Annotated in this window: 11 protein-coding genes; 6 read left to right on the top strand and 5 right to left on the bottom strand. The window is 63.6% G+C overall.

Annotation, left to right across the window (positions count from 1 at the left end; translation table 11 throughout):
- Nucleotides 1-147: 147 nt before the first annotated feature.
- The 4 genes from VW35_RS17680 to edd all read left to right on the top strand — a co-directional run bounded on the left by VW35_RS17680 (nt 148) and on the right by edd (nt 5212).
- Nucleotides 148-1089 carry a glucosamine kinase nucleotide-binding domain-containing protein gene (locus tag VW35_RS17680; RefSeq protein ID WP_046144389.1) on the top strand — a complete coding sequence of 314 codons (942 nt, stop codon included), beginning with the start codon at nt 148-150 and terminating at the stop codon, nt 1087-1089.
- Between the two features lie 11 nt (nt 1090-1100).
- Entirely contained in the window at nt 1101-2585 is a 1485-nt protein-coding gene (gene zwf / locus VW35_RS17675) for a glucose-6-phosphate dehydrogenase (RefSeq protein WP_046144388.1), read from the top strand.
- Nucleotides 2582-3277: a 6-phosphogluconolactonase gene (gene pgl, locus VW35_RS17670; RefSeq protein ID WP_046144387.1), complete on the top strand. Its 696-nt coding sequence runs from the start codon at nt 2582-2584 to the stop codon at nt 3275-3277. The genes zwf and pgl overlap by 4 nt, the downstream gene beginning before the upstream one ends.
- A 120-nt stretch (nt 3278-3397) precedes the next feature.
- Nucleotides 3398-5212: a phosphogluconate dehydratase gene (edd, locus tag VW35_RS17665; protein WP_046144386.1), complete on the top strand. Its 1815-nt coding sequence runs from the start codon at nt 3398-3400 to the stop codon at nt 5210-5212.
- Nucleotides 5213-5304: 92 nt separating this feature from the next.
- Here edd and VW35_RS17660 read toward each other — a convergent pair whose 3' ends face one another.
- Nucleotides 5305-6453: a citrate synthase gene (locus VW35_RS17660; RefSeq protein ID WP_046144385.1), complete on the bottom strand. Its 1149-nt coding sequence runs from the start codon at nt 6451-6453 to the stop codon at nt 5305-5307.
- An 84-nt stretch (nt 6454-6537) separates the two neighbouring features.
- Between VW35_RS17660 and VW35_RS17655 the strand changes: the two genes are divergently transcribed.
- Nucleotides 6538-7605, top strand: coding sequence for a citrate synthase (locus VW35_RS17655; protein ID WP_046144384.1), 1068 nt, complete (start codon nt 6538-6540; stop codon nt 7603-7605).
- Here the strand turns inward: VW35_RS17655 and VW35_RS17650 are convergent.
- The 3 genes from VW35_RS17650 to mutL are packed head-to-tail and all read right to left on the bottom strand — an operon-like array spanning nt 7602 to nt 11463.
- Nucleotides 7602-9140: a VOC family protein gene (locus VW35_RS17650; RefSeq protein ID WP_046144383.1), complete on the bottom strand. Its 1539-nt coding sequence runs from the start codon at nt 9138-9140 to the stop codon at nt 7602-7604. The two genes, VW35_RS17655 and VW35_RS17650, sit on opposite strands and share 4 nt — an antisense overlap.
- A complete protein-coding gene (locus tag VW35_RS17645) occupies nt 9137-9643 on the bottom strand; it encodes a metallophosphoesterase family protein (protein WP_046144382.1) in 507 nt (168 codons plus the stop codon). Before VW35_RS17645 ends, VW35_RS17650 begins: the two co-directional genes overlap by 4 nt.
- Nucleotides 9643-11463, bottom strand: coding sequence for a DNA mismatch repair endonuclease MutL (gene mutL, locus VW35_RS17640; protein ID WP_046144566.1), 1821 nt, complete (start codon nt 11461-11463; stop codon nt 9643-9645). The genes VW35_RS17645 and mutL overlap by 1 nt, the downstream gene beginning before the upstream one ends.
- A 108-nt stretch (nt 11464-11571) precedes the next feature.
- Between mutL and VW35_RS17635 the strand changes: the two genes are divergently transcribed.
- Nucleotides 11572-12021, top strand: coding sequence for a nucleoside deaminase (locus VW35_RS17635; protein ID WP_046144565.1), 450 nt, complete (start codon nt 11572-11574; stop codon nt 12019-12021).
- Here the strand turns inward: VW35_RS17635 and VW35_RS20790 are convergent.
- Nucleotides 12018-12743 carry a helix-turn-helix domain-containing protein gene (locus tag VW35_RS20790; RefSeq protein ID WP_152662653.1) on the bottom strand — a complete coding sequence of 242 codons (726 nt, stop codon included), beginning with the start codon at nt 12741-12743 and terminating at the stop codon, nt 12018-12020. The two genes, VW35_RS17635 and VW35_RS20790, sit on opposite strands and share 4 nt — an antisense overlap.
- Nucleotides 12744-12796: the final 53 nt, after the last annotated feature.

Genomic DNA, 12796 nt, shown 5'->3' with positions numbered 1-12796 from the left:
CCATCGGGCGAACGTTTTTGGGCTTATGCTACTTTCGTCTTACGATCTTTCGCATTATGGTCCGCGCCGAATTGACACTTTAGGGTGGCTCGCGTCGCGACGGGCGCTGCTTCGTCCCGGCTTCCCACCTGATCACGGAGAAACCGCGTGCCCCGATATTACCTTGGCGTTGACGGCGGCGGCACCAATTGCCGCGTGCGTTTAGCCGACGAAAATCTGGCGACGCTGGCTGAAGTCAAGAACGGCCGTTCCAACCTGCAGATCGACGACGGCGAGCCCGCCTATAAAGCGATCAGCGACGGCACCCGCGATGTCTTCAAGGCCGCAGGGATCGATTATGCCGAGACCGCCAATACCTATGCCTGCTTCGGCATGGCCGGCGGGCGCATGGATTCGGCCCGCGCCGAATTTGCTGCACGCAACTGGCCCTTTGCCGGTGTAACCGTCTATGACGACATCGATATCGCCCACGCTGGCGCCCTGGGTGGGGGCGAAGGCGGGGTCGTCATCATCGGCACCGGCTCGGCCGCCATGTCGATCGTCGGTGGCAAGCGCTATCAGGCCGGCGGCTGGGGTTTTCATATCGGCGACCAGATGTCGGGCGCTATTTTGGGCCGTGAGCTTGCGCGCTATGCCGTCGAGGCCGAAGACGGCCTCGTCGACGGCTCGCCGCTGACCAAGGCCGTGATCGCTGCGCTCGGCGGCGACAATCAGGCGGTCATGACCTGGTCGTTTGCGACCGAGATGGACCTCAAGCTTTTGAGCCGCGACGGCACCGAAGGGTGCGACGACGCGCTGATCGGCCGGGCGCCGGGGGAATTCGGCAAGCTCATGCCGCTCTGGTTCGACCATCTCGAACAGAACGATCCGGTCGCGCTCAAGATGCTCGACATCCAGACGGGCTATATCGACACCTATGTGCGCTGGTTCAAAGCGCACGATGCCAAGGTGATGGCCATTGTCGGTGGCCTCGGACAGCGGCTCTTCCCGCGCCTCACCCAACGCTATGGGGACTTCGTCGCCCTGCCGCAATTCGAGCCCCTGCATGGCGCGGTGATCCTCGCCAAGCAAAACGTCGCTTCAAACTAGGGACTTGCCCAGTGTCCAGCCGTATCATCCCCGTGCAGCCCTTCGACTATGTGGTGTTTGGCGCCACGGGTGACCTGACCAAGCGCAAGCTCGTGCCTGCGCTCTATCATCGCTTCAAGGATGGTCAGTTCGACGAACAGAGCCGCATCATCGGCGCCTCGCGCTCCAAGCTCAGCGAGGCCGATTTCCAGACTTCGGTGCGCGACGCTATCAACCAGTTCGTCGAAAAGGACTATCAGGACGAGGCGACGATCGAGCGTTTCGTCAAAATCTGCACCTATGTGCCGGTCGATGCCAGCAAGCCCAATGAATCGGGCGATCTCGGCAAGGCGCTGCGCAACGATCCAAAGATCGTCCGCGCCTTCTATCTCGCCGTGGCGCCGGACCTTTTCGAGCCGATCGCCGAATATCTTGCGGCCAAGAAGCTTTATCGCCGCGACGCCCGCGTCGTGATCGAAAAGCCTCTCGGGCATGATCTTGAATCGTCCAAGGCGATCAACGACGGCGTTGCCAAGATCTTCAAGGAAGATCAGGTCTATCGCATCGACCATTATCTCGGCAAAGAAACGGTGCAGAACCTGCTGGCCCTGCGCTTTGCCAATACGCTTTTCGAGCCGGTCTGGAATTCGGCCCATATTGACCACGTGCAATTGACCGTCGCCGAAAGCGTCGGCGCCGGCACGCGCGGCTATTATGACGAGAGCGGCGCGCTTCGCGACATGATCCAGAACCACATGCTGCAGTTGCTCTGCCTTGTGGCGATGGAACCACCGGCATCGGACGAAGCCAATGCGCTGCGCGACGAAAAGCTGAAGGTGCTGCGGGCACTGCGGCCGATCGTCAATGGCGAAGTGGGCAAGAACACCGTGCGCGGCCAATATCGCGGCGTGTCCTCGGAAGCGACCTCGGTTGCCGGCTATCAGGACGAATTGCCGGAAGAAAAGAAGGGCAGCCGTACCGAAACCTTCGTGGCGCTCAAGGCCAATATCGACAACTGGCGCTGGGCCGGCGTGCCGTTTTACCTGCGCACCGGCAAGCGTATGGCCGAGCGCGTCTCGGAAATCTGCATCCAGTTCAAGCCCATTCCGCACTCGATCTTCGACCATGCGGAAGGCGCGCCCAAGCCCAACAAGCTGATCATGCGGCTCCAGCCCAACGAGGGCGTCAAGCTCCTGATGATGATCAAGGATCCGGGGCCGGGCGGCATGCGCCTGCGTGAAGTGCCGCTCAACCTCTCTTTTGCCGAGACTTTTGCCGAGCGCACGCCGGAAGCTTATGAGCGCCTGCTGATGGACGTGATCCGCGGTAGCCAGACGCTCTTCATGCGCCGCGACGAACTGGAAGCGGCCTGGATGTGGGTTGATCCGATCCGCGAAGCCTGGGATCGTTCGAGCGAGCCGCCGCAGACGTATACGGCCGGCACCTGGGGCCCGAGTGGCGCAGTGGCGCTGATCGAGCGCGATGGCCGCTCCTGGTATGAGGATCCGCTCACGTGACCATAGACCGCCGCACCTTTGCCGACCGGCCGACGCTTGCCAAGGAGCTGGCCGAAGCCATTGCCGACCGCATTCGCACGGCCATTGCCGAACGCGGCGAAGCGGCGATTGCCGTCAGCGGAGGCTCGACGCCGGGGAGGTTTTTCCAGGCGCTCGGGAAATTCCGCGGTGTCGACTGGACCAAGGTGGTCGTGACGCCGGTGGACGAGCGCTGGGTCGACGAGACCTCTGATCGGTCCAACGCTTTGCTGGTCAACGAAAAGATGCTGCAGGGACCGGCGGCTGTCGCCCGCTTCGTGCCGCTCTATTCGGGTGGTGACGAGCCAACGCCGGAGGCTGTGGCCAAGACCAATGCATTGGTCGGCGCGCTGCCGAAGCCTTTTGCCGCGGTGATCCTCGGCATGGGCACTGACGGACACACGGCCAGCTTTTTCCCGGGCGGCGATACGCTCGACGCGGCGCTGACGGCCGAGGGCCCGACCCTTGCCATCCACGCGCCGGGCGCGGGCGAACCACGCATCACCTTTACCCTGCCGCGTCTTTTGGAAACAGACGGCCTTTATCTCCACATCGAGGGAGAGGAAAAGGCCGAAGTGCTCGAAAAGGCGCTCGGCGACGGTCCGGTCGACGAGATGCCGATCCGCGCCGTGCTTCGCTCAGGCGCGCCGCTTTCAGTTTACTGGTCGCCCTGAGCCCCTGGGGCGGTCCCCAATCGACCGCCCTGGCCGCACCCGGCGCCAGTCATCGTTGCAAGGCTTATCCGCGCCAGCGGCCCCCCTTTGGCGCGTCCTTGCCCTTTATGGAGAAAGACCATGACCGTCCGCCAGGCCATCAAGGACGTGACCGACCGCATTGCGGCCCGCAGCCAGGACACGCGCCGCGATTATCTCGCGCGCATCGATGCCGCCAAGGAAGCCGGCGTTTACCGGTCGAGCCTTTCGTGCGGCAATCTGGCCCATGCCTTTGCCGCTTGCGCGCCTTCCGAAAAGGCGGCGCTGGCCGGCAACAAGACGCTGAACCTAGGCATCGTCACGAGCTACAACGACATGCTCTCGGCGCATCAGCCCTATCAATTCTATCCCGACATCATCAAGGAAGCGGCGCGCGAAATGGGCGCGACGGCCCAGGTGGCAGGCGGCGTGCCGGCCATGTGCGATGGCGTCACGCAGGGCCAGCCGGGCATGGACCTCTCGCTGTTCTCGCGCGATGTGATTGCCATGGCGACGGCCATCGCGCTTTCGCACAATATGTTCGATGCGGGCGTCTATCTTGGGATCTGCGACAAGATCGTGCCGGGCCTCGTCATCGGCGCGCTGACCTTCGGGCACTTGCCGGCTGTGTTCGTGCCCGCAGGCCCGATGCCTTCGGGCATTCCGAATGATGAAAAGGCAAAAGTTCGCCAGCTTTATGCCGAGGGCAAGGTTGGCCGGGCGGAGCTGCTCGAAGCCGAGAGCAAATCCTATCATTCGGCAGGTACCTGCACCTTTTATGGCACGGCGAATTCAAACCAGATGCTCATGGAAATCATGGGCCTGCACCTGCCGGGGGCAAGCTTTGTCAATCCCGGCACGCCGCTTCGCGATGCGCTGACGCGCGAGGCAACGAAGCGTGCGCTGTCGCTGACCGCGCAGGGCAATGAATATACGCCCATCGGCCACATCGTCGATGAAAAGGCCATCGTCAACGGGCTCGTGGGCCTCCATGCGACGGGTGGCTCAACCAATCACACCATGCACCTGATCGCCATGGCGGCAGCCGCCGGCCTGCAGGTGACCTGGGACGATATGAGCGACCTCTCGGACGCGACCCCGCTCCTGGCGCGCGTCTATCCCAATGGCGTCGCCGACGTGAACCACTTCCATGCCGCGGGCGGCATGGGTTTCATGATCCGCGAACTGCTCGAGGGCGGTTATCTCCACGAAGACGTCAAGACCGTCTGGGGTGCGGGGCTCTCCAACTACAGTGTCGAAGCCAAGCTGATCGAAGACAAGCTCGCCTTCGAACCTGCGCCGGCCGAAAGCGCGCTGCCCAAGGTCTTGACCAGCGTCAAGACGCCGTTCCAGCAGACCGGTGGCCTCAAGCTGCTGACAGGCAATCTCGGCCGCTCGGTGATCAAGGTCTCGGCGGTCAAGCCAGAGCATCGCGTGGTCGAGGCGCCGGCGCGCGTCTTCCATAGCCAAGATGGCATGCAGGCAGCGTTCAAGGCCGGTGAACTGACCGGCGATTTCATTGCGGTGGTGCGCTTTTCCGGCCCCAAGGCGCTCGGCATGCCGGAACTGCACAAGTTGACGCCCTCGCTCGGCATTTTGCAGGATCGAGGCTTTAAGGTAGCACTTCTCACGGACGGTCGTATGTCGGGTGCATCTGGCAAGGTGCCGGCGGCGATCCACATGACCCCGGAAGCCGTCGATGGCGGTCCGATCAGCAAGATTCGCGATGGCGACATGATCCGGCTCGATGCCAATGAAGGCACGTTGACTTTCCTCGGCGACGAGAAAGAATTCTTCTCGCGTACTCCGGCCCTGGAAGACTTGCGGCCGCAGCATTTTGGCATGGGCCGGGAGTTGTTTGCCGGGTTCCGGAGCCTGGTTGGTGTGGCGGATCGCGGGGCGAGTGTTTTTGGTTGAGGCCGAAGTAACCCCCACCTAACCTCCCCCTGGTAGGGGGAGGGACCTATCGAGTTTGCCGAGATTTTTGGGAGTTCCGATCCACTCCTCCCCTAGAGGGGGAGGCTGGGTGGGGGTGTCGGCACGCCCACATACCTTGCCCTTGGCCTGATCAGCGCGCCGGTTTCGATCTGCTCCAGCGCATGGGCCAGCCAGCCGACGCTTCTTGCCAGCGCGAAGATCTGCAGCGGGGCATCTTCAGGCAGATCATAAGCGGCGACCAAGGCGGAGAGGGCGAAGTCGATATTGGGCTTCTCTCCGCTCATGGCTTCGCCGACCTTGGCGAGTTCAGCGAAAAGTTTTGGGACTTCGAACGTCGCGAGAAGTGCCGGCGCGCGGATGTCGTGATCGGGATAGAGCCGGTGGCCGAAGCAGGGCAGCGGGCGGCCCTGGCGGAGAAGGCTTGAGACCGCGGCTTCGACGCCATGGCGCTTGGCGTCACGAATGAGGGCGCCCATGCTGAGGCTGGCGGTGCCGTGGAGGGGGCCGGAAAGGGCGGCGAGGCCCGAGAGGACCGCGGCGGCAAGTGGCGCGCCGGTCGAGGCAGTGACGCGGGCGGCGAAGGTTGAGGCGTTGAGTTCGTGTTCGGACAAGAGGACGAGGGCGCAGCGGAGACTATTTGCGGCGTCGGGCCGCTGCCATTGGGTGGCGAGGCGCTCGTGGACTGGACCGGACCGTGCACCGGTGATGGCCGAAGCGACGAGCGAAACGACGAGGGTTGCGTCCTTGATCAGTACGCTGCGGGCGCGGCCGATCGGCGGCATTTGCGTGGCGGCGAGTTCGGCGATCTGACGATAGGCTGCGATAAGACCGGCGCTGCTGCCGATGCTGGTGACTGCCGCGAAGTCGACGGGGCCGGGCGCATTCCAGAGGAACGCTGCCATGTCTTCGAGCGTGGCGGTTTTGGCAAGCGCGGCGACGTCCTTACCACGAATATAAAAGTGGCCATTGGCGACCGTGGAGATCGCCGTTTCCAAAACGGGTTCGCCCCAGGCGATGCTTTCGGCGGCGACTGTTGTCGCCGGGCGGCGGCCCTTTTGGCGCGCGGCGAGACGCTCGACATCGTCCTGACGATAAAGGCTGCGGCGCGGATCATCGGGATCGGAGCGGGCGGCGATGCGGCCGCGGCTGACATTGGCGTAGAGCGTCTGCGGCTTGGTGCCGAGAAGGCTCAGGGCTTGATCGGCCGATATCCAGCTCATGGCGCCTCACATTGATCAATTGCATCAAGATTGACGTCAATCTTGATTAAGCCGATCTAGCGTCAAAGACGAAGGAGACGCAATATGTCTGGATTGGATGATGTCATTGCTGCCGAGACGACACTGTCAGAGGTCGATGGGCTGAATGGCCGGTTGGTGATCTGCGGATATACGCTCGAGGAGTTGGCTGGGCACAAGTCGTGGGAAGACGTGCTGGGTCTGCTTGGCGGCGACCTGCTGCCGGCAGTGACGTTGAAATCGAAGCTGGGCATGGCGCGGTTGCGGGCCTTTGCGGTGGTAGCCTGGATCGACGATGGCATCCTGGCGCTGTCGATCACCGAGGGGTTGCGCGCGTTGATGGCGCGGCTGCCCGATGGCGAGGATGCGGCAACGGCTCTGCTGTTGGCCGCGGCACCGGCTGTGTTTGTCCCGGCTTTGGTGCGGCGCAAGGCGGGGAAGGCTGCGATTGCGCCGAACCCAGAATTTGGCCATGCGGCCGATATGCTGGCAATGCTCACTGGCACTGTGCCCAGCGACGAAGCCGCTGCGGCGCTCAATGCCTACCTCGTGACCGTTTCGGACCATGGGCTGAATGCCTCGACCTTTGCGGCGCGGGTCGTGGCTTCAACGCGAGCGGGCTATACATCGGCCGTGCTGGCAGCGCTTGGGGCACTGAAGGGGCCGCTGCATGGTGGGGCGCCGGGGCCGGTGCTCGATATGCTCGATGCGGTGGGAAGACCCGGCAATGCCGAGGCCTGGCTTTCGGCGGAATTGGCGCGCGGCGAGCGGCTGATGGGGTTTGGACACCGGATCTACCGTGTTCGTGATCCGCGCGCAGATGCGCTCAAGGCCGCATTGGCGCGATTGGGCGCAGCGGGCGGGATGGATGCCGAGCGGCTGGCACTAGCTGAAGCGGTGGAGCGCGAGGCGCTGAAACTGCTCAAGGCCAAGAAGCCGGACCGGGCGCTCGAAACCAATGTCGAGTTTTTCACCGCGCTCGTGCTCGAAGCATTGGGCTTTCCCCGTGAGGCATTTACGGGCGTCTTCGCTGCCGGTCGCGTCGGCGGCTGGCTCGCGCATGCGCATGAGCAGGTGGAAAAGGGACGGTTGATCCGCCCACAGTCGCGCTATGTAGGGTCCAAAGCGGCTTAGGTCAGAAGCCAATCCCCAATCGCTGGCGCGTCCTCGTCACTGAGGTCGTGGCCGGTGGCGACGAGGCGCACACCAACTTCCGCGCCCCTGTTCCTTAGGGCGTCCGCCAACTTTTCGCCCTGAGGGCGGAAGGCGTCGGTTTTGCCGAGGAGGATGAGGACGCTGGTGCCGGTGAGGTCAGTCTCCGGCACCGCATCGAGCACCATGACGGGGCGGGTCAGGACCGCGCGGCGGACAAAGCCGGGATTGAGCAGCAGGGCGGCGCCGAGAAGATTGGCGCCGTTGGAATAGCCTAGGGCCACGGTCTTTTCCGGGTCGAGGCGATAGGCGCTGCGGATTTCTTGGAAGAAGGCGTCGAGCGCGCCGGATTCGAACCGGATATCCTTCTGGTCGAAGATCGAAGGGCCAAAACTCCGGAACCAGCGCTGGACACCACTTTCGGTCGAGCGACCACGGAGGCCGAGAAGAGTCGCCTTCGGCGCTGCCCGGTGGGCGAGCGGCATGAGGTCGGTTTCGTCGCCACCGGTGCCATGGAGGAGGGCGATGGTGGTGCCGTCTGCATCCTCGGGTGTGAAGAAGCGGTGCTTGTAGATGAGATCGCGGTAAACGACACGCTCTTCGCCGGGCAGGCCGAACTGGGGCAGCATCACCTTCATCGCTTCCGGATCTGGCGTGTCGGGCGGCATGAAGAGTGTCTGGCCAAGCTTGTCGAGCGTCTCGTCCAGCGTAAAACCCGGCCCGTCGCTGGCCACTTCGATCAGGACATTGCCGGGCTCGCGCACATAGAGCGAGGTGAAATACTGCCGGTCGTGGAGATTGGTGAGGCTCGAATTGAGTTTTCGCAATTCGATTGCGGTGGCTTCGACTTCGGCGGCGTCGTTGGCTCGGACGGCAACGTGGTCGGCGGTGCCGGTGCCTGGCGCTCCGGGCCAGAAGCCTGCAGCGTCGCGGATATCGAGGACGTCGCCCACCTCGGAAACGAGACGCTGGATCGGGCCTTCGGTGGGGCCGGGGTGAAAACCGAAATGGCGGCTGAGGAAGGCGGTGGTTTCTTCCTGCACTTCGGACAGGAGCGTGACGCCGCGAATGCGGCGGATGGCGTGGTCGGCGGGAATATCGATTTCGGGCATGGTCAGCGCTGGTAGATTGGCGCTGACGAGTTTGACGATGACGCCATCGGGGTCGCGAAGGCGTAGGACGGTCTCGCCAAATTCCTGGCTTGTCCCCTCGACTTTGACCTGATGGGTGAGGGCGCGTTCGAGCCAATAGCCGATCGAGCCTGGCGCGATGGCGAGGGCGAGTTCGCTGACCTGGCCGGCGCCGGCCTGGCCAGATGAGCCGCCCTGCCAGACAAGGAAGGTGATGAGCGACCCGGGGCTGGCGGCATAGTCGCCATAAAAGAGATGAAGCTGACGCGCGTCTTCATAGCCGCCGGTACGCTTGACGAGGCGAAGTCCGAGGAAGCCGACATAGAAATCGACATTGGCCTGCACGTTGCCGGTGATCAGGGTGACGTGGTGGATGCCTGAGGTCATGTCTTAGCCTTGCGGCGCGGTCGCGCCATGATGTCTTCGATGCGCTGGGGGCGAAAATCCTGCGCATCGACGCCGACGTCGAACTGGCGCGGGACTGGGGTCAGCTTGCCATGGGAATGGCCATGGAGATTGATCGACTTCTTGCCCATCTTGTTCCAGGTGCGGAACGGATAGTGGCAAAGGACGAAAAGCTGACCGTCGATGGTGAGCTCGGCATAGTGCTGGATGCTGGCCCAGCCTTTCGCATCGAGTGTTGTTTGCGGATCGTTGTTGCCGATGATCAGGTGCTTCGTGCCATTGAGCTGGGCAAGGAGCGCTTCGACCTCTTCGGTCGTGCCGCGGGCGAAATCGCCGAGGTGCCAGACTTCATCTTCCGGTCTTACGACGGCGTTCCAGTTGGCGATCAGCGCCGAGTCATGCTCGGGCAGGTTGGCGAAGGGCCGGCGGTCGATGCGGAGGACGCGCGGGTCGGCGAAATGGTTGTCGCTCGTGAACCACAGCATCAGCGGCTGCGTCCGAAGAGGCGTTCGATGTCGCCCTTTTTCAATTCCACATAAGTCGGGCGGCCGTGGATGCATTGGCCGGAATGGGGCGTGGCTTCCATGTCGCGGAGAAGGGCGTTCATTTCATCGACGCGGAGGCGCCGGCCGGAGCGGACCGAGCCATGGCACGCCATGCGGCCGATGATGGCTTCCATCCGATCGCTGAGCGCGGCCGTGCTGTCCCATTCGGCAAGGCCATCGGCGAGGTCGCGGATGAGCCCGGAAATATCGGTATTGCCGAGAAGGGCCGGGGTTTCGCGCACGGCAATGGCGCGGGGGCCGAAACGGTCGAGATAAAGGCCGAAGCGTTCGAGTTCGGGCGCGGCGTCTTCGAGACGGGTGCAGTCCTCTTCAGGAAGTTCGACGATGACGGGGATCAGTTGCGCCTGGCTCGCGACGGGGCCCGAGGCCATTTGCGCCTTGAAACGCTCATAGACCAGGCGCTCATGGGCGGCGTGCTGATCGACGAGGAGGAGGCCCTTCTCACTCTGGGCGATGATATAATTATCGAACATCTGCGCCCGGGCCGTGCCGAGGGGATAATCGACTGGCTCGGCGGGTTCGGTGAAAGGCTCGACGCGGCCGCTGGGGGCGGTGAAGCCCGCGAGGCGACCGGGGGCGCGGTCGAGATGGAGCGGGGCGGCTTCGGAGCGGTAGCCGTAGCTCGTTGCGCGCGGCGCGTCATTGAAGCCGGTTGCGGGCTCGTAGGCCGGGGCGGGCGCTTCGGCCATTTCAGGGGCAGTGAAGGCGCCCAGAATGTCTTCGGCAACGCTGGTGGAGGCCTTGAAACCGGCGGCGGCGATGGCGGTGCCGATAGCGCGGATGACAGCGCCGCGAATGGCGCCCTGATCCTGAAAGCGGAGTTCGGCCTTGGCGGGGTGGACATTGACGTCAACGGCGCCGGGATCGACCGCGAGATATAGCGCCACGACGGGGAAACGATCCCTAAAAACATAGTCGGCATAGGCAGCGCGGATGGCACCCACCAGCACCTTGTCGCGCACCGAGCGGCCATTGACGAAGTAGAACTGCGAAAGCGAATTGGCGCGGGTATAGGTGGGGAGCCCGGCAAGCCCCGCGACGACGACGCCATGGCGGGCCATGGCGAGCGGCACGGCATTGTCGATGAAATCGCCGCCCATGACCTGGCCGAGGCGAGCGGCGAGTGCGCCTTCGCCCGAGACTGCGGGCCAGTTGGACGGATTGCGATCGCTGCCTTCGAGGATGAAGTGGATTTCGGGATTGGCCATGGCGAGGCGCTTGACCACGTCGGTGATAGCGGCAGCTTCGGCGCGGGCGCTCTTGAGGAATTTCCGGCGGGCGGGGATGAGCGCGAAAATATCGCGGACTTCGATGACCGTGCCGCGGTTCATCGCCTGCGGGACGGGGCCGGAACGGCGGCCATTGTCGACGGTGATGATAAGGCCCGATTCCGCATCGGCAGGGCGGGAAGCAACGGAGAGGCGGGCGACCGAGCCGATCGAGGCGAGGGCCTCGCCGCGAAAGCCCAGGGTCCGGATATCGTCGAGATCGTCGACGGAGAGTTTTGAGGTCGCGTGCCGCTCGACAGAAAGCATGAGATCGGTCCGGTCCATGCCGTGGCCGTCATCGGTGATGCGGATGAGGTCGATGCCACCGCCGGCCGTAGCGATGACGATGCGGTGCGCGCCGGCATCGATGGAATTTTCAACCAGTTCCTTGACGACGCTTGCCGGTCGCTCGACCACTTCGCCGGCCGCGATGCGGTTGATCAGGTCTTCTGGAAGCTGGCGAATGGGCAAGGGCGATTCTCCTTGGGGCCAATATAGGGAAAGCTGCAGCACTTTCCGACCCGCATCGGGATTTGTGCCCATTCTTGCTCAGGGGCGGGTGTCGGGCTAGTGAAGGCCATGACCCAGAACCCTTCACCGATGGATATTGCTTTGCGCCTCGCCGAAGAGGCGGCATCGCATGGCGAGGCACCGGTAGGGGCGGTAGTCATGGAGGGCGACCGGGTGCTCGCTTCGGCGCGCAACCAGATGCAGGCGCTGGGCGACCCGACGGCGCATGCAGAGATGATGGCAATCCGCGAAGCGCTGGCGGTGCGCGGCACCGGGCGGCTCGATGGCTGCGATCTTTATGTGACGCTCGAACCCTGCGCGATGTGTGCGGGCGCCATTGCCCATGCGCGGTTGCGGCGAGTGTACTTTGCGGCGGAGGACACCAAGGCAGGCGCGGTCGAAAACGGTATCCGGCTCTTCGACCAGCCGACGTGCCACCATCGGCCTGAGATCATCGGCGGCCTATCGGCCTCGCGCGCCGAGGCGCTCTTGACCAGCTTTTTCAAGACTCTCCGCTAGAACATGCGGTGGCGCACCGCTTCAGCCACGGTATGGGCGCGGTTCTTGGTGCCGAGCTTGTCGGCGATATTGTCCATGTGCTGATTGACCGTCCGCGCCGAAAGCCCCAGGCGCTCGGCGATTTCGATCGACGTCATGCCTTCGGCGCTGAGCGCGATGACTTCCTTTTCCCGTGGAGTCAGCGCCTCGGGCGGCGTAACGATGCCGGTCTTCCGGTCGCCGCGGATCTGGGCGAAGAGCGAATAAACGACGAGCTGCAAGGCGCCCTGCTGCCGCACATCAAGCTCGACCGTGCCGCAAAGCCCGGCTATGCCGATGACGCGATGATCATGGCTGACCGTGACGGTCGTGATATCGACGAGGTCCATGCGCCGGCTGAATGCAAAGAGCGGATCGCCCGGCCCCGCAAACCGCGAACCATCGGCCCTGTGGACCGGGGCCTGTTCGGAAATGGCCTTGAGATAGTCAGGCGATTTTCGAAGGCCGCTATCGAGATACTCGCCCCACCAGACGGCGCGGCGCGAATCGCTGTCGAGCACGCGCCGGACGTTCAGGTGCTCGTCGCTATACTCGAGTGTGAAGGCGCTGCGAAAGCCGAAGTCCTGGGCGAGTTGGCCCAATATGGCGATATAGCGCGCGTCCGTGCGCGCATCGGCTATGGCGCGCAGATAGGGTTCGGCCAAGGCAAGCATCTGAAGTCCGCCGAATGAAGTGGCGTCCAAGCAGTAACACGCTCGTGCGTCACCGCGAGTGCATTTTGCAGTTTTTTACATCG

It is taken from the genome of Devosia soli (assembly GCF_000970455.1).
Taxonomy (GTDB): domain Bacteria; phylum Pseudomonadota; class Alphaproteobacteria; order Rhizobiales; family Devosiaceae; genus Devosia; species Devosia soli.
The sequence above is the reverse complement of the archived record's forward strand: the minus strand, read 5'-3'. Positions and strand labels throughout refer to the sequence as shown.

What these genes read in the sequence shown, in the direction of transcription:
- VW35_RS17660 (WP_046144385.1), bottom strand. Translation starts at nt 6,453, where the DNA reads ATGAGCTGGATATCGGCCGATCAAGCCCTGAGCCTTCTCGGCACCAAG.
- VW35_RS17635 (WP_046144565.1), top strand. Translation starts at nt 11,572, where the DNA reads ATGACCCAGAACCCTTCACCGATGGATATTGCTTTGCGCCTCGCCGAA.
- VW35_RS17655 (WP_046144384.1), top strand. Translation starts at nt 6,538, where the DNA reads ATGTCTGGATTGGATGATGTCATTGCTGCCGAGACGACACTGTCAGAG.
- VW35_RS17650 (WP_046144383.1), bottom strand. Translation starts at nt 9,140, where the DNA reads ATGACCTCAGGCATCCACCACGTCACCCTGATCACCGGCAACGTGCAG.
- edd (WP_046144386.1), top strand. Translation starts at nt 3,398, where the DNA reads ATGACCGTCCGCCAGGCCATCAAGGACGTGACCGACCGCATTGCGGCC.
- VW35_RS17645 (WP_046144382.1), bottom strand. Translation starts at nt 9,643, where the DNA reads ATGCTGTGGTTCACGAGCGACAACCATTTCGCCGACCCGCGCGTCCTC.